Here is a 22,473-nt window from a genome sequence, read left to right as displayed (position 1 = left end):
ACTAACAAAGCAAGGAAAGGCCAACACCCCAGGAACACCAACCAAAAGCGCCGCGCAGGCAAAAGGAGACGCCACCGCCACCACCAACAATCGCTTTCACACCCGAGAAACGCACATCAAGAAGCCGGATCCGCACCCCCCAGCACCTTCCCCCGCGTTTCGGGCAAACACAGCGCCGCGGCAATCACCAGCAAATACCCCGAACCAGCAACAAGCCCCATAGCATTGACGAGCGTCATCGACTGCGAAAGCATGCCGACGAGAATCGGAAAGAACGACCCAAGACCACGTCCAAGGTTGTAGCAGAACCCTTGCCCCGACCCGCGGATTTCATTCGGATACAGCTCAGAAAGATAAGCGCCGATCCCAGCAAAAATCCCCTGCACGACCACGCCAAGCGGAAAACCGAGCAACAACATCGCACCATTAGTGATAGGCAACATGGTATAGACCATACCAAGCCCGAACGAGCCTACCGCAAACAGAATGAACGAAGCGCGCCGCCCAATCCTGTCGCACAGGATTGCCCCGACGATATACCCGGTGAACGAACCGACGATCAACACGATCAGATAGCCGCTCGTATTGAACACGGACAGATGCCGAACGGTCTTCAGATAAGTCGGCAACCAGGTGGTGATCGCGTAGTAGCCGCCCAGCATCCCGGTGCACAAGACGCTGCCGAGCACGGTGGTTTTCAGATGAGGAAAGGCAAAAATCTGCAGAAAGTGAGCGGTATCGACGCCACTGTCGCGGGCACGGCGGGTAGCGAGAAAGATCTCCGGATCACTCACATTGCGGCGCACATAGACGATCCACAAAGCCGGCAGAATACCGACCCAAAAGCAGGCACGCCACGCCACCTGCTCCGGCAGAAGCGCAAACGAAGCCCAGTAAATGATAGCCGCCGCGGCCCAGCCGAACGACCAGCTGCTCTGCACAGTGCCGACAGCCTTCGCACGATGCTGCGGAGAGCGGATCGTTTCGGCCATCATGACCGTCACTACCGACCATTCCCCGCCAAAGCCAATGCCCTGCAGGGTGCGGGTGGTCAGCAATTGCCAGAACGAATGGGTGAAGCCAGACAAGCAGGTGAAGACCGCAAAGGTTGCGATGGTCCATTGCAGCACGCGCACCCGTCCGTAGCGATCGGCGAGAATGCCGGCGAGCCAGCCGCCGACGGCCGAGGAAATCAGCGAACTGGTCGCGATCATCCCGGCTTCGCTCTTGGTCATCCCCCAGGTGGCAATCAGGGTTGGGATCAGGAACGAGTAGATCATGAAGTCGAACGCATCGACTGCATAACCGCCGAAGCCTGCGTAGAGTGTGCGGCGCTCACGCGTCGTCAACTCTGTGAACCACTGAAATGACGCCATCCCGTTCCCTGAGCCTCTGGTTTTGTTGTCTGCGTTTTGCGCGCTCGCACTCCGGTGCGCCCCTATTTTACGGCGCACAAACGCGAGCGGGCCAGTGCGAACAAAAAACCGGTACGGCCGCCTAACGTATTCGGGCCACGGGTATTGCACCGGTATTGGGGCGAATTTCAGATTCTTACTGACTCCTACTTTGTAACCCTCGCGGTATTTTCTCCCGGTACACTCCAGCGCGGCGCTAAGTGTTTTACGCCATCCATCCGTCCTGCCGCGCAAGCGCCCCTTACCAATACATTCAATGGATTTCACTGCGAAAGCTCACTTACGCGCGATCCGCTCCGGAAGCATCCGGTCGTCACGCTTTGTGCCAAATAGTGAACTTGCGTCGCGCCGTGCGTTCCTGAAAGGCTCGGCGAGCGTCCTGTTGATGTCGGGATTCGGCAGCACACTGCTGTCGGCATGCGGCGGAGGGCTGTCGTCCGATCAGGCGGACACGCCGCGGCTTGCCTCGGTCGACAATTTTCGCGATATTGGCGGTGCAGGCGGCGGCTATCAGACCGTAGATGGCCGGCAGGTGCGGCGCGGCGTGTTTTATCGGTCGAATGCGCTGACCTTGAGCGCGGCGGACAAGGCGGTGATCAATACGCTCAACATCGGCAGCATCTACGATCTGCGCACGCCGGGGGAAGTCGCCCGGACGGCCGACGTGATGCCCGCCGGCGCGGCCTATCTGAACATCAACGTCACGGGTGAGCGCGACCAGATCGTGCCGCCGGCCGATATGCCGGGCGGCGCGATCGCGTGGATGGAGAGCGCGGAGCGCGCCTATGTCACCGGCGCAGCGCAGCGGGCGGGCTATGGTGCGGTGCTGAACCAGTTGGCGAATACACCGGGCGTGCAACTGGTCCATTCCACCGCGGGCAAGGATCGCACCGGTTGGGTCGCGGCGGTGCTGCTTAGCATTGCGAACGTGCCGCTCGATGTGATCATGCAGGATTATCTTCTGACGAATACCTATTCGGCCGCGTCGATCAACGTGCAAGTCGCGGCGGTCCAGACCCAAAGCGGCGCGGCGGCGGCCACGCTGGACACACCGCTCTACAGTGTGCAGGAGAGCTTTCTGCAGGCCGGCTTCGATCAGGTGCAGGCGAGCTACGGCACCATGTCCAGCTATCTGACAATCGGGCTGGGCCTGTCGCAGGCGACCATCGATACCTTGCACGACCGGCTGGTGATCTGAAGGCGTCTGCTGCGGGCAGGGGCTGGAGCAACGGGAAGCAGGGGATGCCGTAAGAGGCGGACGGTCCAGGACCGGGGCACGACGCTTGACCCGCCGCACAGCGGCGGAAGAAAAAGCGGCCCGCCCGGGCAACAGCAGGGCGGACCGAACAGGGGGCTATCGAGGAAGCCCGCGCAGACTATACGTGCGCGGACTTCCAACGAGGCCGCCCTGTAAGATCGTGTAAGCGCCCCCGGCTGCAACCTCACGTATCCAGTGGCTCGATCGGCAGCGCAATGCGCACGCACAAGCCGCCGTGCGGATGGTTGAACACGTCGCAGCGCCCGCCACGATCGTGCGCGAGGCGCGCCACAATCGCGAGACCAAGCCCGCAGTGGCCCTCGCCGCCGCGCGCGGCGTCGAGCCGCACGAACGGCTTCATCGCGGCGGCAATCCGGTCGTCGGGAATCCCCGGTCCGTGATCGCGTACGGTCACCATCCAATGCCGGTCGTTTCGCGCTGTCGTAATTTCGACGGGCGGTGCGCCGTGCTCGAGTGCGTTGTCGACCAGATTCGTCACCAGCCGGTCGAGCAGCGTGCGCGGCAGTGTAAAGCGCGGCCCGGCCCGCAGGTCGAGGCTAAAGAGCGGGCTTTCGGCAGGACCCGTGTCGACGGGATCGGCGTGATCCGTGACTTCGACACTCTCGACGATATCGGTGCTCGAAAACTGCTCGCGCAGGAACGCCTCGACTGCGACGGGCGGCCCGGCGTCGGCGGCCTGGCCGGCAAACTCCAGAAACTGCTGGACGATATTGGTGAGCGAATCGACATCGCGAATCAGCCCGGCCCGCTCGTTTTCCGCCACCAGCACGCTGGCGCGCAGCTTGAGCCGCGTGAGCGGCGCCTTCAGGTCGTGCGCGACGCCGGCCAGCATCACCGCCTGATCGTCGCCGGCTTCGTTGAGCCGCCGCATCATGTCGTTAAACGAACCGATCAGGTCGCGCAACTCACGTGGTCCCTGTACGTTGACCGGCTCGGGCCGGCCGCCGGCGCCGAACGCGCGCGCCGCCAGCGCGACGCGCGACAGCGGCCGCTGCATTTGCCACACAGCGAGCAGCGACAGGATCAGCGCCGCCACCAGCATGGAGACGGTTTCGACGATAAAGCGCGGGCGTGGCGGGATGTCGACCGGCACGACGACCCACATCGATTTGCCCGGATAGCGAATCCATAGGCGCGGGGACCGCGTATCGTCCACTTCGATCTGGGTGCCGAGCGGCAAACGGGCGCGCAAATGCTGGCTGAGTTCGACGAACTGCCGTTCGGTCGGCGGCAGCAAGTGGATCGTGGAAGGCATGTTCCAGGTAGGCACCAGGTGCACGCGCATCGCCGGTGCGAGATCGGCGCCCTGTACCGGCTCGCCGTTGGCTGCCTGCAGCATCAGCAGGATGCCGCGCGCGAAACCGTCCACCTCGTGGTGAGGCGGCTGCATCACGACCAGTACGAACCAGCCGGCCTGAATTGCCAACAATACCGCCGTCGAGAGCAACGCCATTCTGCCGAATAGCGTGTTCAACGGGTTTCTCATGAGTCTGCCGCGGCCTCGATCGTGAAGGGGGTCCCATCGGCATCAGGTACGAAGACATACCCTTTGCCGCGCACGGTCTGAACGTAGCACGGGCTCGACGGGTCGTCTTCGATCACGCGGCGCAGGCGCCAGATCGGCACATCGAGGCTGCGGTCGCGAAAGGCGAGGTTGTCGCGATGCACCAGATCGTGAATCAGCACGCGCGACAGCACTTTGTACGGATTGTTGACGAAAATCTTCAGTAGCGCGAACTCACTGTCGCGTAGCGCGAGCCGGGTGTTGTCGCGCGACAGCGTGCGGGTCGCGAAGTCGAGCTCGAACGGCCCGAAGTGATACGGCTTGCGGGCTTCCGGCGCGCTGGTGGTCGATGGCCCGCGCCGGCGCAGCACCGTCTGGATGCGGGCCAGCAATTCGCGCGGGTCGAACGGCTTCGTCAGATAGTCGTCGGCGCCGAGCGACAGGCCGACGATGCGGTCCGCCACGGTGCCGCGCGCCGTCACGAAGATCACCGGAATGTCGTCGCCGGCCGCGCGTAGCGCGGTAAGCGCGCGCAGGCCGTCGGTGTTCGGCATCATGATGTCGAGCACAACGACCGATGGCCGCTCTCGTTCGAGGCGGCGTTGCAAATGCGTGCCGTCGTGGAGCACGGAGGCATCGAACCCGTTCGATTGCAAAAAGCGGCAAAGCAGATCGCGTACGACCGGGTCGTCGTCGACGATAAGGACCTGTGGATTCATCTCGAAATTTTAGACTGGCACGTGCGACAAGCGGCTGACTGTTTTCTTACCAACACTTACCTGGTGAGGTCCGGCTGAGCACAAGTTCCTCTGGTCCCCTCTGGAAGCCTTATTGCATAAGCTTAAGCGAACAAATTACAACACTGATGTCGGCAACATAAATTGTAAATAGAGGGACGTATCGAGCCGGCTTTGCTTACCGGATTTCCTTCGAGGAAAGGATTGGCGCCTAGTCGAAACGGGTCGTAAGAACCGTGGAAAAGCGTGCGTTCCTTCGTGCATCGTGCGTTGCGTCGCAGCGTGATGATTCGACCTGTAGTCCATCACCGCCGTGCTTTGTTGGCCTGAAGGTCAGTACTCCCTCAGTGCCTGCGCAAGTGCAGCAACCGAATCCGCACTCTCCAGCGATACGCGAGGCAGACCATGACCGTTACCAACAATCTCCGTCCCACCACCTTTCCGCCTGTGCAGCGCGAGCGGCCGACGTCGACGCCCGACAGCACCGCCAAACCGGAGACGCCGGCCGAACCTGCGGCGCCGTCCTTGCCGGGCGGCCTGATCGGCAACCATGTCAACACGACTGCCTGACGTAACGAGGTTGCCTGTGTCGACTCAGAGTGTTTTCAAGCGGTGCGTAAGAGCGGCAAGCTGGCTCGCACTGGGAGCGATGCTGCTGCCGCTCGACGGCTGCGGGGTGGTTGCACTGCCCTGCCGCGTGACGGCCGCGGCGCTCGACATCCTGCCCGTGGTCGGCCACGCCGCGGCCACGCCGTTCAACGCATGTGCATCGGCAATCGACTGAGCCATGACTTCCCGACTGTCTGCCCGTAGGCGTTTCGCATGGGTGCCGCTGACGGTTGCGCTGCTGGTCGGCGTGGCCGCCGGCGCCGCGCACGCGGATTCTGCGGTGCGCGGCGTGCCTTCGCCGGCATCCGCTTCCGCGCCGAAGCGCAACGCCGCCGCCGAGCGCAGGCGCGCGCCCGATGCGCCATACGCGTTTCGCGGCATTCCGCTCGGCATCACGCTGGACGAATTCCGCGCGGGCTCGACCGTGCGGGCGACGCCGGTCGGCAGCGTGCCGGTCTGCGAGACCGACATGATGGCCGGATCGCTCGGCATGAGCCTGAAGACGAGCGAGAGCCTGACCGTGGCGTGCCGCTGGGCGCATCACTCGGCGGACGGCTGGCAGGTGTCGCAGGCGGTGGTGGATGGCACGCCGGCGCAGGACCATGTGCTGCGTTTCGCACGGGTCGACGGCGAGACGGCGTTGCGTCTCTACGAGATTTCTTTCGTGGTCGACGACGTCACGACCGGCGATCTGCGCGAGGCGCTCGCGGAGCGCTACGGGCCGCCGCGGCTCGTCACGAATAACACCTCTGCTGCGGGCGGCGCGGCACCGGTGTATGTCTGGGAAAACGCCGTCAGTTCGATCACCTTGTGCTTCTTACCGTCCACCCACAACGGTACGTTGACGTATTTACTGAAAGACCCGGACGCGTGGGTGAAGTCACTGGTGCGCCAATGGCAGGCGAGCAGTGCAGAAGCGGGTTGAGGCGCCGCCCAGGCGCCGACACCGATTTTGACCCATGTCGGAGGAACCTCTATGACCACGCTACGCCTCACGGCCGTGCTCGGCGCTGTGCTCTCTATGGCCGCCTGCGCGAGCCACCAGGATTCGATCGTCGATACGCCGATGCTGCCGCCGCTCGTCAGCGCTCCGCTCAACGTCAATACGCAAGGCGCGATCTATCAGGCCGGCTCGTCGCTGCTGCTGTACGAAACGCCGCGTGCGCAGCATGTGGGCGATGTGCTGACGATCCGTCTGTCCGAGTCGTATAGCGGCAACAGCAGCGCCAACACGACGGCAAACCGCAACAGCGACATCACGGCCACGGCCGCCGATCAGTCGACTAGCGCCGCTGCGCGGCTCGCGCGGCTTTTCAACATCGGCTCGGCGGCGACCGATTTCAAGGGGCAGGGGGCGATGACCGACGTCAACGGCATGACCGGCACGCTGGCCGTGACCGTGATCGGCACGATGCCGACCGGCAATCTGCTGGTGTCGGGTGAGAAGGTGATTGCGATGAACGGCAATAACGACCGTCTGCGGATGTCCGGGATCGTCAATCCGAAGGACATCGAAGCGGGCAACTATGTGTCGTCCAGCAAGGTGGCGAATGCGAAGATCGAACAGGCCGGCAAGGGCATTGTGAACGATTCGACCAGCGTGGGCTGGCTGCAGCGGATGTTCCTGAGCGTGCTGACGTTCTGAGGTTCCGAGGTGCTATCCCGGCCTCGGCTGCCGCCCGCAGCGTGCCGAGGCCGACTGCGCTATGCCTCGGCGAACGGCGCGCAGCGCTCGGCGGCGCCGATTTCCCCATCCGGCACGAATACGTAGCCGCGTCCCCACACCGTCTGCACATAACGCGGCTCGGACGGATCGACTTCGATCAGGCGTCGCAGCCGCCAGATCGACACGTCGAGGCTGCGGTTGCGGTGCGCCTCGCTGTTGCCGTGCAGCTTCTCGAGCAGTTGCGCGCGGGTGAGGACCGTCATGGCGTGCGTGACGAACACCTTGAGCATCGCAAATTCGCTCGAGCGCAACGGAATGCGTTCGCCGTCGCGGCGCAGTTCGCGCGCCGGGAAGTTCACCTCAAAACGGCCGAAGCGATAAGGTGCGCGGTTCTCCGGCGCGCCGGGCGCGATCGCGCCGCGCCGCCGCAACACGGTGCGAATCCGTGCGACCAGCTCGCTCGGTTCGAACGGCTTGCCGAGATAGTCGTCCGCACCCAGTTCGAGACCGATCACGCGGTCGATCACATCGGCGCGCGCCGTCAGCAGGATCACCGGAATGTCGTCGCCGGCCAGACGCAGGGCGCGCAGCGCACTGATGCCGTCCAGCTCCGGCATCATGATGTCGAGCACGACCAGCGCGGGCCGCTCGCTTTGCAGCCTGCGCTGCAAAGCCATGCCGTGCTCGAGCACGGCTACCGAAAAGCCGCGCCCCTGCAGATATTCGCGCACGAGATCGCGCACGACGGGATCGTCGTCGACGACCAGAATGGATTGGTTCATTCAACCAATCTTAAGAGATACGCCGGAGTGCTGATAGCACGCAATGCTTTCGAAACCTTTCCGGGGTAATGGGAAGCAAGTGTCTGTGCAGGATATCTGTTGGCTATCTGCCGGCGGCAGCGCATGTGCGCGGGCTGTTTGAGCCGCGCCTAGTTGATCTGCGAGGTCTGAATGGCGGACGGGCGGCGCAACTTGGTCTGGTCGACCACCATTTTGTCGATCATGCCCTTCAGCTTGACCGACGCATTCGAGAAACGGTCCATGCCGAGTTCGCCCGTCTGATAGCGGGCGGTCACGAGAATGTGCCCTTGCTGCAGCAGTGTCAAGTCGATCACCGAAAGATACTGGATCGGCGTGTCGCTAAACGAGCGCTTGCCATAGTCGACCGACGCATTGTAGACGAGGCGAGCCTCGCAACTGGCGGGGGAGGTGCCCGGGTTGTAGACGTCCGAGCGAACGCCGCGCCGGTTGAGGGCGAGTTGCAAGGCCGGGACGAAATCGCCGACGGACACCGCCTGGTTCACTTCGATGCACACCGCGCTGACGGACGCGGGCTGACCGTTGACGAAGGTCGGCGACGAGTAGTTCGAGGCGATGGAATAGCCTGCCTGGATCACCGAGCCGGTGGCGTCGGCGGCCGTGATCAGCGTCCACGCGCAACCGTTCAGTCCGACGCAGAGCAGGGCGGCGGTCGCGCCCCATACGCAGGGCCGCCGTCCCATGGACCACGGCAAGCGGACAGTCCAGAGAGCAGCGGGAAGTAGCGATGAGCGCAAGCCGTTCACGATGTCATGCCTCGGCGTGTCGGGTCGGGAGTGGAGCGCAGGGTGGGCACGCTTAGCGAGCGACGCGCAGGCGCAGCTCGTTGGGCCCCTGCACGCTGGCCGTGACGTTGATGCGGCGCTCGCCGGCGCTCACGACGAAATGCTGGCGCGTCGGCGTATTGAGGTCATGCACGACGTTCGGAAAACAGGCGGCGATGTCGGCGCCGAGTTCTTCGAGCGGGTCGGTGACCACGCCGTCGGCTTGCCAGTGCGCGCGCCAATGGCAGTCGTAGCTGTGGCTACTGGCGTGGCAGTCGTCTGCGCTGGCGAGGCCGGGCAACTGTGCGGCCGGTTCGTTGTGCAACTGCTTGAAGTCGGTGGCGTCGACGATGTGCTTGAGCGCGGGGCAGACGTCGGCCGGCTCGGCGGGCGGCGTCATCTGCGCAGCCTCGGCGCCGAGCGACAGCAGCAGTGCCACGGCGCCAAGGGCGGCGGGGCGCATGAAGTGGGAACGGCTCATCCGCGTGAGTCGTTGGCTCAAGTGACGGAAGCGGAGATCGAATGACATGGGCGGGAAGTCCGGTAACGGTGAGTGTCGTGCGGGCCGCAGGGGGTCGGCCCGCACGGCAATCGTCGCCGCTGCACGGTACTTTCAAAGCACGGAACAACCTGAACGGTTCGCAAATGCTTTCGAACTGTTGTCGGGTATTTCAGGATGTTGCAGGGGGCTGGTGGGGAGGGGTGGGGGCTTGGCTTGATCTTGCCCTTGGTTTGACTGGATTTTGCTTTTGCCTCTGCCTTGGCGGCGATTGATTCGGACTGCCGTAGATCTGTGCAGGGATGTGCAGGTCAGCCTAGCGTGAGTCCGCCGTCGATATGGATCACCTGACCGGTGATGTGACGCGCGTCATCGGACAGCAGGAAGGCGATCAGCGCGGCGACATCGGCGGGCTCGGCCACGTGGCCGAGCGGCGTGGCAGCGGCGGCGTGAGTCCAGACGGCGGCGTTGTCGGCGCTGGGGCCGCGGTCCTTGCGCGTGTAGCCCGGTGCGACGCAATTGACGGTGACGCCGTGCGGCGCCAGTTCGACCGCGGCGGTTTTGGCAAGCGACTCGACTGCGGCCTTCACTGCGGCCGTCGCGGCAAACGGAGCGTCCGCGCGATAGCGATGAGCGACGAATGAGCTGATCGCGACGATGCGGCCGCGCTGCGACGTTTCGAGAGCGGCCGACGCGCGTTTGACTAGCGTGGCAAAGGCGCCCGGCATGGCGGCGAAGGCTTCGCTGAAGGCGTCGGCGTCAAGCGTGCCGAGCGTCTGGCGCTGCGCATGGCCCGCGTTGGCGACCAGTTGATCGAGTGCGCCGAAGTGCGCGAGCGTCGCGTGGACGATGTGTTCGGCGGCGCCGCGCTCGGCCAGATCGCCGTAGACGGCGGCACAGTCGGCGCCGTGCGCGGAGCACCCGGCGGCGACGGCGGCGAGGCGCTCACGCGATGCCGCATCGGCGCCGCGCGCGTGCAGCATCAAGGCGGTGCGCGGCGCGGCAAGGCGCCGGGCCAGCGCTGCACCGATGCCGGAGCCGGCGCCGGTGATCAACACCACGCGGTCGAATGACGGGTGGGTCATGCGGCGATCGCCTCGCCCGCGCGCTCGACTTCGAGCGTTTCTTCGTGGAACGCCGCGAGCGATTCGCGATGCGCGACGCTGACGATCGCAGCCTTGGGCAGGCGCTCGGTGAAGAGCCGATAGACGCGTGCTTCGTTATCGGAGTCGAGGGCGCTGGTGGCTTCGTCGAGGAACAGATAATCGGGCTTGTGCAGCAGCACGCGGGCGGCGGCGAGGCGTTGCTGTTCGCCCGGCGACATGATGCGGGCCCAGTGCCCCGATTCCGCGAGACGGTCTACATAGTTTTCGAGGTGGCAGGTGCCCAGCGCTTCGCGGCACTCGTCGTCGCTGTAGGTGTCGGCGGAGGACGGGTAGGTGAGCGCCGCTTTTAGCGTGCCGATCGGCATGTAGCTCTGCTGCGGGATGAACATCATGCGCGCATTGACCGGCGCATCGATCGAGCCGTCGCCGAACGGCCACAGTCCGGCGAGTGCGCGCATCAGCGTGCTCTTGCCCGAGCCGGACGGGCCGCGGACGAGCCAGCGCGAGCCGGGTTGAATGGAAATGTCGCGGATCTGCGAGAGTGCGGCTCCGTTGGGCAACGCAAGCTTCAGTCCGTCGGTGCGGAGCTTGTCGTCGTCGACGTAGTGCAGGTTGATGCCGCCGTGAGCGGTGGCCGGCGAGACCGTTTCTTTCAGATGAGGATCGGCCATCACGCGCTTGAATTCGCGCAGACGGTTCACGGTGGCGCGCCAGGAGACCAGTGTGTCGTAACTGTTAATGAACCAGGAGAATGCGTCGCTGACGTTGCCGAACGCGCCGGAAATCTGCATCACCGTGCCGAAGCTGAAGGCGCCGGCAAAGTAGCGTGGCGCTGCCACCAGGATTGGAAAGATGTTGGCGACCTGCGAGTAGAAGTTGATCACGAAGCTATAACGCTTCGTGTATTTCATCACGCGCCACCAGTTGTCGCGAATGCGCGCAAACAGGTCCTTGGTGTTGCTCTCTTCGGTTTTCGCGCCGTCGTAAAAGGCGATTTGCTCTGCGTTTTCGCGCAGCCGCACCAGCCCGAAACGGAAATCGGCTTCAACGCGCTGCTGCTGATAATTGATCGGCACCAACGGATGGCCGACCTTATGGGTCACGAACGATCCAATGATGGCGTAGATCAGCGCCGCCCATAGCATGTAGCCGGGGATTGCGATAGGCACGCCGCCGAGCGAGAAAGTCAGTGCGCCCGCCGTGGTCCACAGGATCATCGCAAACCAGACCAGTGACGCGATCGTCGAGATCAGATCGATGGTTAGTGCAAGTGTCGTGCTGGCGAAAGAGTCCAGGTCGACCGCGATCCGCTGGTCGGGGTTGTCGGTTAGCCGGTCGCGCTCGATCCGATAGAACGTCCCGCCACCAAGCCACTCCCGCAGATAACGCGTAGTGAGCCACTGGCGCCAGCGAAAGCCCAGCATCTGGCGCAGGTAACGCGTGTACACGGCGATGATGATGAACGCGAACGCCAGTACCGTAAACACGAGCATCAGATGGGGGAACGCGTGAACATCCTTGCTTTGCAGCGCGTTGTAGAAGTCGCGGTTCCAGGTGTTCAGCTTGGCGTTGATGCCCACCAGAATCAGATTCATCGCGATGATCGCGACGATCAACCCCCAGGCGATCTTCCATTCCTCGGAGACCCAGTAGGGCTTGATCAGGCTCCACGCGGAGACCTTGTTGTCTGGCTCCGGCGCGCGGGTGGGAGAAGTATTGGGTGTCATGAGCATCCTGATGAACAACTGGCCCATTGTGGGCTGGCCCGCATGGGTAGCCCACAATGGGCCAGCCCACGGCGGTATTACGAGTGTTGCCCGGGCGACAGGCCCGTCAAGCGACCGCCCGATTCTGGCGCGAGTGCCTTAAGCGAAAATTAATCGTGGGTAACGCCAGAAACCGCGCCACCGGTGCGGGCACCGGCTTTTTGCATTGTGCCAGACCCCTCCTAACGACAACATTTCATTTGCCTCCCGTCAATGGGCCGCGCCTTCCCGGTTTGCGGGCGTCGCGCCTTTTATGGTCTAATGACTCTCGACGAAACAGGGGTGCTTTGCGCGCGGGCCGTACGCCGCCGTGAGGCTGAGAGAGACCCTTTGCACCCGATCCGGGTAATACCGGCGCGGGAAGTTTCCGGAAGTTAAGCCATTCTTCCATTCTCCCGCCGGGCGGCGTCCGTCACTGGATGTGCCTTTTGCCCGGCCGGCCTCGCCCGCCGGTTTCGTCCTTGGGTACGTGCGCCTGTTGCCGTACGGAAAGGATACGATGACCGCTCATTCTTCAGTCGATTGCTTCGTTCGCTTAGTTCGTTCTCTCACGCTCCATGCGGCTTTGCGCGCGCTGGCGGAACCGCAATGAACACGCTCGCTCAAGCTCAGCCCGATTTCGCCGTGATCGGCGGCGGCCTGTGCGGCCGGCTGGTCGCGTGGCGCCTGGCCGGCGCCGGACACCGCGTGGCGTTATACGAACGCGGCGATGCAGCCGGCTCGCAGGCCGCGGCCTGGGTGGCCGCCGCGATGCTCGCGCCGCTCGCCGAAGCGGCCAGCGCCGAGGTGCTGATCACGCGTCTTGGCGCGACCTCGCTCGACACCTGGCCGCAAGTGCTGGCCGAATTGCCCGAACCAGTGTTCTTTCAGCGCAACGGCACGCTGGTCGTCTGGCATCACGCCGACCGCACGGAAGCGCCGCTGTTCGAGCGCCGGGTGCGCTCGAACGCGCCGGCGGATCTGCTCGAAGGTGGCTTCGTGACCTTGTCGGGCGCCCAGCTCGGCGCGACCGAGCCCGCGCTCGCCGGCCGCTTCACGCAAGGCTGGCTGCTGCCGCATGAAGGACAACTCGACAATCGTCAGGTGCTCAGCGCATTGGCCGCCGGCCTTGCCGAGCGCGGTGTGGAAACGCACTGGAACACGCCGGTGGACGACCGCGCCATGCCGAGCGCGCGCGTGACGATCGATTGCCGCGGTCTCGGCGCGAAAGCGGTCTTGCCCACCTTGCGCGGCATTCGCGGTGAGGTCGCCCGCGTCCATGCCCCCGGCATTCACCTCACGCGCCCGGTGCGCCTGCTGCATCCGCGCTACCCGCTGTATATCGCGCCGAAGCAGGACGACCTCTACGTGATCGGCGCCACCGAAGTGGAAGGCGAAGACATGTCGCCCGTCAGCGTGCGTTCCGCGCTGGAATTGCTGAGCGCGGCATTCTCAGTGCATCCGGGTTTCGGCGAGGCGCGCATACTCGAATTGAACTCGCAGTGCCGCCCGACCTTGCCGGACCACCGTCCGGCACTCGTGTGGGATGGCGCGCAGACCTTGCGCGTGAACGGCCTGTACCGGCACGGCTACATGATCGTGCCCGAAGTCGCGGACGAAGCCGCACGCTTTGCCGCCGCGCTGCTCGATGGACGCATCCGCGATGCCGACGCCTTTGCCGACTGGCGGCGCGATGCCCGCTGGAGTGAGCTGTTTCAGCTTGCCCGGCTCGACCCACAGGATTGCTCGCAGGAGCCGGCGTGAGCATGGCGGCCGGTGCCGCAGCGAGCGCCGGGCCAGTTGCTTGAGCCATCGATTGAACCGTATCTGAACACCATGGACATTCATATCAATCAGAAGCCGTTGTCGCTCCCCGAGGGGGCGACCGTCGCCGACGCGCTCGCCGCCTTCGGCGCGCGTCCGCCATTTGCGGTTGCGTTGAACGGCGACTTTGTGGCCCGCGCCCAGCACGCGGCTCGTGCGCTGCAGGCGGGCGACAAGCTCGACGTCGTGCAACCGGTCGCCGGCGGCTAAGCAGTGGCCGCCGGCGGCTATGCGGTGATCGCCTGCGGCCAAAGCGGTCTTCGCCTACGGCCAGGCAGCCGCGTATCGCCAGAAACAAGGATTGACACATGACTTCCCCCACTCCCGCCGACGCGCTCACGCTGTACGGCGAAGCCTTCGCAAGCCGGGTGCTGCTCGGCACGTCGCGCTATCCGTCGCTGCAGTCGCTGTCCGACTCGATCGATGCCGCACGGCCCGGCATGATCACGGTCGCGCTGCGCCGGCAGATGAACGAAGGCGGCGCCGAAGCCGGCTTCTTCGACCTGCTCAAGCGCCACGGCGTGCCGTTGCTGCCGAATACGGCCGGCTGCCAGAGCGTCGGCGAAGCGGTGACGACGGCTCATATGGCGCGTGAAGTGTTCGAAACCGATTGGATCAAGCTGGAACTGATCGGCGACGACTACACGCTGCAGCCCGATCCGGTCGGCCTGATCGAAGCCGCCGCGCGGCTGGTGAAGGACGGCTTCAAGGTGCTGCCGTACTGCACCGAGGACCTGGTGATCGGCCGCCGTCTGCTCGACGCCGGCTGCGAGGCGTTGATGCCGTGGGGCGCGCCGATCGGCACCGGCAAGGGCGTCATCAATCCATATGGCTTGCGCGTGTTGCGCGAGCGGCTGCCGGACGTGCCGCTGATCGTCGATGCAGGGCTCGGCGTGCCGTCGCACGCGGCGCAAGTGATGGAGTGGGGTTTCGACGGCGTGCTGCTGAACACGGCGGTGTCGCAGGCGACGCACCCCGACGCGATGGCCCGCGCGTTCGCGCTGGGCGTCGAGGCGGGCCGCCAGGCTTACCTCGCCGGCCCGATGGCCGAACGTGAAACCGCCCATGCGAGCACGCCGGTGGTCGGCATGCCGTTCTGGCATCAGGATGGGAGCGCAACATGAGTCGGAGCACCGCGGGAACCTCCGGTCAGGCTTCCCCGCTCGCAGGCCGCGAGCTGTTCTGGCCGCCGGCTGACGAATTGAGCGAGGCTGCCGAGCGCATCCGCGCACGGCTTGGCGAATGGCCGCCCACTCACGCGCCGTGGCGCATCTGCCTGACGGCGCCGGACGACGCGAACGGCGGCGATCTGATTATCGTCGCCGACGCCCAGCAGCACGGCGAGCAGGTGGCGCGCTGGCAGGTGCAGGGCGCCGGGGTGATCGAAGCCGCCGCGGGCCGGGCGACGCTGCATCTCGGCGGTGAGCGCTACCCGCTGGAAGGGCATCTGGCCGAAGACTGGATTGCCGCGCTGGCTGCCTTCCTCGATTGCGGTTTCGATCCGCACGACGCGCTGGTGCTGGCGCTGGCGTGGCGCGACGGCGACGAAACGGCCTCGGACGACGCCTGGCCGTCGGACCTGGCGCGCTTCCCGCGCGTGCTGGGTTTGCCCGCCGCGCCGCAGCAGCCGTTCGCGTGCTGCCCGGCGCGTCTCGGTCTCTACCCGGTGCTGCCCACGGCGGAGTGGGTGGAGCGGGTGGTGGGCTACGGCGTGAAGACGGTCCAGTTGCGGCGCAAGACGGCCGGGCCCGGCGAACTGGCGCGGGAAATCGCGCGCTGCGTCGCGGTGGGCCGCGCGCACGATGCCCAGGTGTTCATCAACGATCACTGGCAGCTTGCGCTGGAAGCCGGCGCGTACGGCGTCCATCTCGGCCAGGAAGACCTGCACAAGGCGGACCTCCCGCAGCTCGCCGCAGCGGGCGTGCGCCTCGGCCTGTCGACGCACGGCTACTACGAGATCCTGACCGCGCTGCATTTCCGGCCCAGTTACATCGCGCTTGGCGCGGTCTTCCCGACCACCACGAAAGTGATGCCGACCGCGCCGCAGGGACTCACGCGCCTTGCCCGCTACGTGCGCCTGCTTGACGGCGTGGTGCCGCTGGTAGCGATCGGCGGGATCGACCAGCAGGTCCTGCCGCAGGTGCTGGCGACCGGCGTCGGCTGCGCGGCCGTGGTGCGGGCTGTCACCGAGGCGGCCGACCCGGCTGCCGCCATCTCTGCAATGCAACGAGGGTTTACGCCATAATCGCGAAGTCCGCGCTTTCGGGGACAGGGCGCGTCACGGCAGCTTTTGCACGATGGCCCTATAATTCGGCCTTCTGTGTAAAAGGATCGTCAGCTTCGTGTCTTCCTCCCCCGAGACCCTTCTCGAGCTTCGCGACGTCGACTTCGGTTACGGCGACCGGCTCGTCCTGTCGAACCTGAACCTGCGCTTCAAGCGCGGTCAGGTCGTCGCGGTCATGGGCGGCTCGGGGTGCGGCAAGACCACCGTGCTGCGGCTGATCGGCGGCCTCGTGCGTGCCCAGCGCGGGCAGATCCTGTTTCAGGGACAGGACATCGGCGCGCAAACGCGCGACGGCCTGTATGCGTTGCGGCGCAAGATGGGCATGCTGTTCCAGTTCGGCGCGCTGTTTACCGACATGTCGGTGTTCGAAAACGTGGCGTTCACGCTACGCGAGCACACCGATCTTCCCGAAGATCTGATCCGCGACCTGGTGCTGATGAAGCTCAACGCGGTCGGACTGCGCGGCGCCCGCGACCTGTCGCCGGCGGAGATTTCCGGCGGGATGGCGCGGCGCGTGGCGCTGGCCCGGGCCATCGCGCTCGACCCCGAGCTGATGATGTACGACGAGCCGTTCGCCGGCCTCGATCCGATTTCGCTCGGCATCACGGCGAACCTGATCCGCGCGCTGAATCAGGCGCTTGGCGCCACTTCCATTCTGGTGACGCACGACGTGCCGGAATCGTTCGCGATTGCCGACTACGTCTATTTTCTGGCCAACGGCGGGGTTCACGCCGAAGGCACGCCTGCCCAGTTGCGGGCCTCGGCCGACCCGACGGTGCGCCAGTTCATCGACGGCGCGCCGGACGGTCCGTTCAAATTCCACTATCCCAGCAATACGCCGCTTGCGGCAGATTTCGGCATCGGCGGGGGACAGGCATGATCAGTACCATCGGACGTTCGGTGCTCGGCGGGCTCGAGACCGCCGGCTACGCCACGCGGCTCTTCTTCCGTCTGGTGCTCGAATTCTTCCCGCTGCTGCGCCGGCCGCGTCTTGTCACGAAGCAGATCCACTTCGTCGGTAATTATTCGTTGGTGATTATCGCGGTGTCGGGCCTGTTCGTCGGTTTCGTGCTGGGCCTGCAGGGCTACAACACGCTCAACCGCTATGGTTCCGAGCAGGCGCTTGGGCTGCTGGTGGCGCTTTCGCTGGTGCGCGAGCTCGGCCCGGTGGTCACGGCGCTGCTGTTCGCGGGCCGCGCCGGCACCTCGCTCACGGCCGAAATCGGTCTGATGAAAGCTGGTGAGCAATTGACGGCGATGGAAATGATGGCGGTCGATCCGATCAAGATCGTGGTCGCGCCGCGCCTGTGGGCGGGCATTATCTCCATGCCGATTCTGGCTGCGATCTTCAGCGCGGTGGGGATCGGCGGCGGCTATGTGGTCGGTGTGCTGATGATCGGCGTGGATGCCGGCTCGTTCTGGTCGCAGATGCAAGGCGGCGTCGACGTGTGGGCTGACGTCGGCAACGGGGTGGTCAAGAGTATTGTGTTCGGCTTCGCGGTGACGTTCATCGCGCTCTTCCAGGGCTATGAAGCCAAACCGACCCCGGAAGGTGTTTCACGAGCCACGACCAAGACAGTGGTGTACGGTTCGCTGGCTGTGCTTGGCCTCGATTTCCTGCTGACCGCATTGATGTTCAGCTAAAAAAAGCGCGGCATGCTTTCCGCCGCGGGCATGCACTTGCCCGCGCCGCGCGGAAGGTGTGGCCGGCGCGACGGATTCTCTTTGGGATGACGATGAAAAAGACTGCTCTCGACTTCTGGGTCGGCCTGTTTGTGGTGCTGGGTTTCGTAGCGCTGCTGTTCCTGGCGCTGAAAGCCGGCAACATGAGCTCGTTGTCGTTTCAGGCAACCTACCCGGTCAAGCTCAAGTTCGACAATATCGGCGGCCTGAAAGCACGTGCGCCGGTGAAGAGCGCGGGTGTGGCGGTCGGCCGGGTCGACTCGATCAACTTCGACTCCAATTCGTACCAGGCGCTGGTGACGATCGATCTCGACAAGCAATACCAGTTTCCGAAGGACACCTCCGCCAAGATTCTGACCTCGGGCCTGCTCGGTGAGCAGTACATCGGTCTGGAACCGGGCGGTGACACGGAAATGTTGAAAGCAGGCGATACGATCTCGATGACCCAGTCGGCCATCGTGCTCGAGAACCTGATCGGACAATTCCTCTACAGCAAGGCGGCGGACTCGGGCGCATCCAAGCCGGGCGCACCCGCTGCAACCGCGCCGGCAGCACCGGCACCGGCTGCGCCCGCTTCGGGCGCGTCGGGTCAATAAGGAGAACAAGAATGCAGACCATGCGCCTTCGTATCTCGACGCTGGCCTTTGCCGCTGCGCTGACGCTGGCCGGCTGTACGACCGTCCAGACCCCGACAAAGGGCGATCCGCTCGAGGGTCTGAACCGCACCGTCTTCAAATTCAACGACAAGGTCGACCAATACGCGCTGAAGCCGGTCGCCAAGGGTTACGTGTACATCACGCCGCAGCCGGTGCGCGACAGCGTGACGAACTTCTTCTCGAACATCGGCGATGTCTATATTGCAGCCAATAACCTGTTGCAATTGAAGATAACCGACGGCGTCGAAGACATCATGCGGATCGTCATCAACACCACCTTCGGTGTCGGCGGCCTGTTCGACGTGGCGACGCTCGCGAAGCTGCCCAAGCACGACAACGACCTGGGCCTCACGCTCGGTCACTATGGCGTCCCGCCGGGCCCGTATCTGGTGCTGCCGCTGTTCGGGCCGAGCACGGTGCGCGATGGCGTGGGTTCGCTTGGCGAGTACTTCGTCAACCCGTTGTCTTACGTTCATCCGGACGGCGTGAGCTGGGCGCTGTACGGCGTGAACATCATCAATACGCGGGCTAACCTGCTGAGTGCGAGCGACGTGCTGGAAGGCGCGGCGCTCGACAAGTATTCGTTTGTGCGTAACGCGTACCTGCAGCGCCGTAATTACCTGCTGAACCAGGGTAAGGGCGGCAACGCTTCGCTGCCTGACTACGGCGATAACGCCGCGTTGCCGAAATACGACGACGTGGACGGTAGCGCCGCAGCGCCGGCCGCAGGAGCGGCTTCGGCGCCGGGCGCGGCCTCCGCGGCGGCGGCAACGGCACCCGCCGCAGCGCCCACCGGCGCTTCGGCTACGGCAGCAGTTGCGACACCGGCGTCCGGGACGTCAACGTCGCCGCCGCTCGATATGAATGGCGGGCCGGAAAACGACCAGGTGCCCGCCGACCAGATCGTGCCGCCGCGGCTGACTTTCCCATCGTTCAAATTGCACTAAGGGCGGTAGCCGTAACACCTGGAAACGACTCTCGCACTTTGCACGTGGATCGCGGATGAACTCGCGTGCTATTGTCAGCTCCAAGGTGTGCACTGCATTATTCTTTCTGCCAGGCTCAATATGAAAAAATTCTTCCTCATATCTCTCTTCGCCGCGTTGTTTTCGTTTGGTAGCGCCGCATTCGCGCAAACAGTCGATAGCAGCTCGCCCGATGGCCTGATCAAGACGGTGACGCAGCAGGTGGTCGACGCCGTCCGCAACGACAAGTCGATCCAGCAGGGCGATATTTCCCACATCTCCCAGCTCGTCAACGAAAAGATCCTGCCGTACACGGACTTCCGCCGCACCACGCAACTGGCGATGGGCCGCAACTGGCGCACCGCCACGCCCGACCAGCAGAACGCGGTGGTCGAGCAGTTCAAGATGCTGCTGATCCGCACGTATTCGGGTGCGCTGGCGCAGGTCAAAGATCAGCAGATCCAGTACAAGCCGTTCCGCATGAACCCGGACGACACCGACACGGTGGTGCGCTCGGTCGTGATGAACAACGGCTCGCCGGTCGAACTGGACTATCGCCTGTACAAGACGCCGCAAGGCTGGCGCGTCTATGACATCAACGTGCTCGGCGCATGGCTGATCCAGGCGTATCAGCAACAGTTCAACGAGCAGATCCAGCAGCACGGCGTGGACGGCCTGATCCAGTTCCTCACGCAGCGTAATCAGCAACTCGCTGCGGGCAAGCAGTCGTGAACACCGCGGTGAACGTCGAAACCCGTTCCGTCGCCGGCCGCTTCGAAACCGGCGCGACGCTGACCCACGCGAGCGCGAAGGCTGCGCTCGCCGCGGGTCTGCAGCGGATCGCGGCGGGCGCGAGCAGCGTCGATTGCGCGCCGCTCGCGCAGTTCGATTCGTCGGCGCTCGCCGTGCTGATCGCATGGCAACGGGCCGCCAAGGCGCGCGGTGCCGCGCTCGAAATCGTCAATCTGCCGGCTGGTCTCGCCAGCCTCGCGCAAGCCTACGGCGTCGATACCCTTTTGTCCGCGCGACATTGACGCTCCACTGACGCGTCCAGGCGTCACCTCCCAATCCCCTCGGGTCAAGTCGGGGCTCCCGACTTTGCCCTATAATCAAACGTTTTTTGGGGCTCGTTTCGGGCTTTAAGCCGTCCCCAATTCCGTTTCTTCCAGCACTTTGCGCACCTTTCAGGCGCCGTGATCCAAAGCGGCGCACAGTCATGCCAGCCATAGAAATTCGTAACGTCAAGAAGCGCTACAAAGATCTTCAGGCGCTCAAGGGCGTCAGCCTCACAGTGGAAGAAGGCGAGTTTTTCGGCTTGCTCGGTCCGAACGGCGCGGGCAAGACGACGCTGATCAGCATCCTCGCCGGTCTCGCGCGCGCCGATGAAGGCAGCATCGCGGTGCTTGGCCATGACGTGGTCAACGATTTCCGCGGGGCCCGCCGGGCGCTCGGCGTCGTGCCGCAGGAACTCGTGTTCGACCCGTTCTTCACGGTGCGCGAGACCTTGCGCATCCAGTCCGGCTACTACGGCCTGCGCAACAACGACGCGTGGATCGACGAGGTAATGGCCAACCTCGATCTCACCGAAAAAGCCGACGCGAATATGCGCGCTCTGTCGGGCGGGATGAAGCGCCGCGTGCTGGTCGCGCAGGCGCTGGTGCACCGGCCGCCGGTCATCGTGCTCGACGAGCCGACCGCGGGCGTGGACGTCGAACTGCGTCAAACCTTGTGGAAATTCATCTCGCGCCTCAATCGCGAGGGGCACACGATCGTCCTGACCACGCACTATCTTGAAGAGGCTGAATCGCTGTGCGACCGCATCGCTATGTTGCGGCGCGGCGAAGTGGTGGCGCTCGAACGCACCAGCGCGCTGCTGCAGCGCTTTGCCGGCATGCAACTGTTCCTGCGTTTTGCACAGGGCGTGCTGCCGGTCGAATTGCGGCCGCTCGAAGTGGAAGCGGGTGCGGGCAACGGCAATGGCCGCCAGCATCTGCTGCGTCTGTCGAGCTACGACGAGGTCGAACGGATTCTCGCGCAATGCCGCAACGCGGGTTGCACATTCGAAGAAATCGAGGTGCGCAAGGCCGACCTCGAAGACGTGTTCGTTCAGGTGATGAACGGTCCGGAAGTGATCGAGGGGCTTGCATGAGCGGCTACGGTAGTGGATTCGGCACGCTGTTTTATAAGGAAATCCTGCGCTTCTGGAAGGTCTCGTTCCAGACGGTTCTGGCCCCGGTGATTACCGCGCTGTTGTACCTGACGATTTTCGGCCACGCGCTGCGCGGTCACGTGCAGGTCTATCCGGGCGTCGAATACACCAGCTTCCTGATTCCTGGCCTCGTGATGATGAGCGTGCTGCAGAATGCGTTCGCCAACAGCTCGTCGTCGCTGATCCAGTCGAAGATCACCGGCAACCTGGTGTTCGTGCTGCTGCCGCCGCTGTCCCATTACGAGATGTACTTCGCCTATGTGCTGGCTTCGGTGGTGCGCGGGCTGGCGGTGGGCTTCGGGGTATTTATTGTGACGATCTGGTTCGTGCCGGTGAGTTTCAGTGCGCCCCTGATGATCGTCGCGTTCGCGGTGTTCGGCGCCGGGATTCTCGGCACGCTCGGTCTGATCGCCGGAATCTGGGCCGAGAAGTTCGACCAGCTCGCCGCCTTCCAGAATTTTCTGATCATGCCGCTCACGTTCCTCTCGGGCGTGTTCTACTCGACGCACACGCTGCCGCCGGTGTGGCGCGAAGTGTCGCGGCTGAATCCCTTTTTCTACATGATCGACGGCTTTCGCTATGGTTTCTTCGGGGTCTCGGATATCGATCCGCTCGTGAGCCTGGCCATCGTCGCCGGTTTCTTTGTGGTGCTGGCCGTGGTGGCGATGCGCATGCTCGCCTCCGGCTACAAGCTGCGCCACTGACGA

The 22,473-nt window shown here is 64.4% G+C and carries 25 protein-coding genes and 1 riboswitch; of the genes, 17 read left to right on the top strand and 8 right to left on the bottom strand.

Annotation, left to right across the window (positions count from 1 at the left end; all coding sequences use genetic code 11):
• Window positions 1–116: 116 nt before the first annotated feature.
• Window positions 117–1,376 carry an MFS transporter gene (locus AC1ECK_RS32775; RefSeq protein WP_480326799.1) on the bottom strand — a complete coding sequence of 420 codons (1,260 nt, stop codon included), beginning with the start codon at window positions 1,374–1,376 and terminating at the stop codon, window positions 117–119.
• A 295-nt stretch (window positions 1,377–1,671) separates the two neighbouring features.
• On the opposite strand from AC1ECK_RS32775, the gene AC1ECK_RS32770 reads away from it, so the two are divergent.
• The gene (locus tag AC1ECK_RS32770) at window positions 1,672–2,613 is read left to right on the top strand and encodes a tyrosine-protein phosphatase (RefSeq protein WP_480326793.1); all 942 of its coding nucleotides are present in this window, start codon (window positions 1,672–1,674) and stop codon (window positions 2,611–2,613) included.
• A 244-nt stretch (window positions 2,614–2,857) separates the two neighbouring features.
• Here the strand turns inward: AC1ECK_RS32770 and AC1ECK_RS32765 are convergent, their stop codons facing one another.
• Together AC1ECK_RS32765 and AC1ECK_RS32760 are read right to left on the bottom strand one after the other, a co-directional pair.
• Entirely contained in the window at window positions 2,858–4,180 is a 1,323-nt protein-coding gene (locus AC1ECK_RS32765; protein ID WP_480326791.1) for an ATP-binding protein, read from the bottom strand.
• A complete protein-coding gene (locus AC1ECK_RS32760; protein ID WP_480326789.1) occupies window positions 4,177–4,917 on the bottom strand; it encodes a response regulator in 741 nt (246 codons plus the stop codon). Before AC1ECK_RS32760 ends, AC1ECK_RS32765 begins: the two co-directional genes overlap by 4 nt.
• A 423-nt stretch (window positions 4,918–5,340) precedes the next feature.
• Between AC1ECK_RS32760 and AC1ECK_RS32755 the strand changes: the two genes are divergently transcribed.
• From AC1ECK_RS32755 to AC1ECK_RS32740, 4 genes are read left to right on the top strand one after another with little or no spacing between them, the layout of a single operon-like run.
• Window positions 5,341–5,505, top strand: a complete 165-nt coding sequence (locus tag AC1ECK_RS32755; RefSeq protein ID WP_480326787.1) for a hypothetical protein — start codon at window positions 5,341–5,343, stop codon at window positions 5,503–5,505.
• A 16-nt stretch (window positions 5,506–5,521) separates the two neighbouring features.
• A complete protein-coding gene (locus AC1ECK_RS32750) occupies window positions 5,522–5,719 on the top strand; it encodes a DUF6726 family protein (RefSeq protein WP_480326785.1) in 198 nt (65 codons plus the stop codon).
• Window positions 5,720–5,722: 3 nt separating this feature from the next.
• Entirely contained in the window at window positions 5,723–6,469 is a 747-nt protein-coding gene (locus tag AC1ECK_RS32745; RefSeq protein WP_480326783.1) for a hypothetical protein, read from the top strand.
• 51 nt (window positions 6,470–6,520) lie between these two features.
• The gene (locus tag AC1ECK_RS32740; protein ID WP_480326781.1) at window positions 6,521–7,189 is read left to right on the top strand and encodes a flagellar basal body L-ring protein FlgH; all 669 of its coding nucleotides are present in this window, start codon (window positions 6,521–6,523) and stop codon (window positions 7,187–7,189) included.
• Between the two features lie 59 nt (window positions 7,190–7,248).
• On the opposite strand, the gene AC1ECK_RS32735 is transcribed toward AC1ECK_RS32740, so the two are convergent.
• The 5 genes from AC1ECK_RS32735 to AC1ECK_RS32715 form a co-directional block, all read right to left on the bottom strand.
• Window positions 7,249–7,992: a response regulator gene (locus AC1ECK_RS32735; RefSeq protein WP_480326779.1), complete on the bottom strand. Its 744-nt coding sequence runs from the start codon at window positions 7,990–7,992 to the stop codon at window positions 7,249–7,251.
• A 149-nt stretch (window positions 7,993–8,141) separates the two neighbouring features.
• Window positions 8,142–8,714 carry a hypothetical protein gene (locus tag AC1ECK_RS32730; protein WP_480326797.1) on the bottom strand — a complete coding sequence of 191 codons (573 nt, stop codon included), beginning with the start codon at window positions 8,712–8,714 and terminating at the stop codon, window positions 8,142–8,144.
• 115 nt (window positions 8,715–8,829) lie between these two features.
• Window positions 8,830–9,276, bottom strand: coding sequence for a hypothetical protein (locus AC1ECK_RS32725; protein WP_480326777.1), 447 nt, complete (start codon window positions 9,274–9,276; stop codon window positions 8,830–8,832).
• Window positions 9,277–9,605: 329 nt separating this feature from the next.
• A complete protein-coding gene (locus tag AC1ECK_RS32720) occupies window positions 9,606–10,379 on the bottom strand; it encodes an SDR family NAD(P)-dependent oxidoreductase (protein ID WP_480326775.1) in 774 nt (257 codons plus the stop codon).
• Window positions 10,376–12,127 carry an ABC transporter ATP-binding protein/permease gene (locus tag AC1ECK_RS32715; RefSeq protein WP_480326773.1) on the bottom strand — a complete coding sequence of 584 codons (1,752 nt, stop codon included), beginning with the start codon at window positions 12,125–12,127 and terminating at the stop codon, window positions 10,376–10,378. Before AC1ECK_RS32715 ends, AC1ECK_RS32720 begins: the two co-directional genes overlap by 4 nt.
• Window positions 12,128–12,434: 307 nt before the next feature.
• Window positions 12,435–12,546, top strand: a riboswitch (TPP riboswitch).
• A 208-nt stretch (window positions 12,547–12,754) separates the two neighbouring features.
• Between AC1ECK_RS32715 and AC1ECK_RS32710 the strand changes: the two genes are divergently transcribed.
• From AC1ECK_RS32710 to AC1ECK_RS32655, 12 genes are all read left to right on the top strand, one after another.
• Window positions 12,755–13,909: an FAD-dependent oxidoreductase gene (locus tag AC1ECK_RS32710; RefSeq protein ID WP_480326771.1), complete on the top strand. Its 1,155-nt coding sequence runs from the start codon at window positions 12,755–12,757 to the stop codon at window positions 13,907–13,909.
• A 72-nt stretch (window positions 13,910–13,981) separates the two neighbouring features.
• Window positions 13,982–14,179 (top strand): sulfur carrier protein ThiS, encoded by a 198-nt coding sequence (gene thiS / locus AC1ECK_RS32705; protein ID WP_137955781.1) that lies wholly within the window; start codon window positions 13,982–13,984, stop codon window positions 14,177–14,179.
• A 98-nt stretch (window positions 14,180–14,277) separates the two neighbouring features.
• A complete protein-coding gene (locus AC1ECK_RS32700) occupies window positions 14,278–15,093 on the top strand; it encodes a thiazole synthase (protein ID WP_480326768.1) in 816 nt (271 codons plus the stop codon).
• Window positions 15,090–16,214 (top strand): thiamine phosphate synthase, encoded by a 1,125-nt coding sequence (gene thiE / locus AC1ECK_RS32695; protein ID WP_480326766.1) that lies wholly within the window; start codon window positions 15,090–15,092, stop codon window positions 16,212–16,214. Before AC1ECK_RS32700 ends, thiE begins: the two co-directional genes overlap by 4 nt.
• 97 nt (window positions 16,215–16,311) lie before the next feature.
• Complete coding sequence (locus AC1ECK_RS32690) at window positions 16,312–17,133, top strand: ABC transporter ATP-binding protein (RefSeq protein WP_480326764.1); 822 nt, start codon at window positions 16,312–16,314, stop codon at window positions 17,131–17,133.
• Window positions 17,130–17,897: a lipid asymmetry maintenance ABC transporter permease subunit MlaE gene (mlaE, locus tag AC1ECK_RS32685; RefSeq protein ID WP_480326762.1), complete on the top strand. Its 768-nt coding sequence runs from the start codon at window positions 17,130–17,132 to the stop codon at window positions 17,895–17,897. The genes AC1ECK_RS32690 and mlaE overlap by 4 nt, the downstream gene beginning before the upstream one ends.
• A 92-nt stretch (window positions 17,898–17,989) precedes the next feature.
• Window positions 17,990–18,532, top strand: coding sequence for an outer membrane lipid asymmetry maintenance protein MlaD (gene mlaD / locus AC1ECK_RS32680; RefSeq protein WP_480326760.1), 543 nt, complete (start codon window positions 17,990–17,992; stop codon window positions 18,530–18,532).
• A gap of 11 nt (window positions 18,533–18,543) precedes the next feature.
• Complete coding sequence (locus tag AC1ECK_RS32675; RefSeq protein WP_480326758.1) at window positions 18,544–19,539, top strand: MlaA family lipoprotein; 996 nt, start codon at window positions 18,544–18,546, stop codon at window positions 19,537–19,539.
• A gap of 120 nt (window positions 19,540–19,659) precedes the next feature.
• A complete protein-coding gene (locus AC1ECK_RS32670) occupies window positions 19,660–20,289 on the top strand; it encodes an MlaC/ttg2D family ABC transporter substrate-binding protein (protein WP_480326756.1) in 630 nt (209 codons plus the stop codon).
• Window positions 20,286–20,591: an STAS domain-containing protein gene (locus tag AC1ECK_RS32665; RefSeq protein ID WP_480326753.1), complete on the top strand. Its 306-nt coding sequence runs from the start codon at window positions 20,286–20,288 to the stop codon at window positions 20,589–20,591. Before AC1ECK_RS32670 ends, AC1ECK_RS32665 begins: the two co-directional genes overlap by 4 nt.
• 182 nt (window positions 20,592–20,773) lie before the next feature.
• On the top strand, window positions 20,774–21,706 hold the full coding sequence (locus tag AC1ECK_RS32660; protein WP_480326751.1) for an ABC transporter ATP-binding protein: 933 nt from the start codon (window positions 20,774–20,776) through the stop codon (window positions 21,704–21,706).
• Entirely contained in the window at window positions 21,703–22,470 is a 768-nt protein-coding gene (locus AC1ECK_RS32655) for an ABC transporter permease (protein ID WP_480326749.1), read from the top strand. Before AC1ECK_RS32660 ends, AC1ECK_RS32655 begins: the two co-directional genes overlap by 4 nt.
• The last annotated feature ends 3 nt before the right edge of the window (window positions 22,471–22,473 follow it).

Source organism: Paraburkholderia sp. SSBN10T (genome assembly GCF_056619545.1).
The sequence above is the reverse complement of the archived record's forward strand: the minus strand, read 5'-3'. Positions and strand labels throughout refer to the sequence as shown.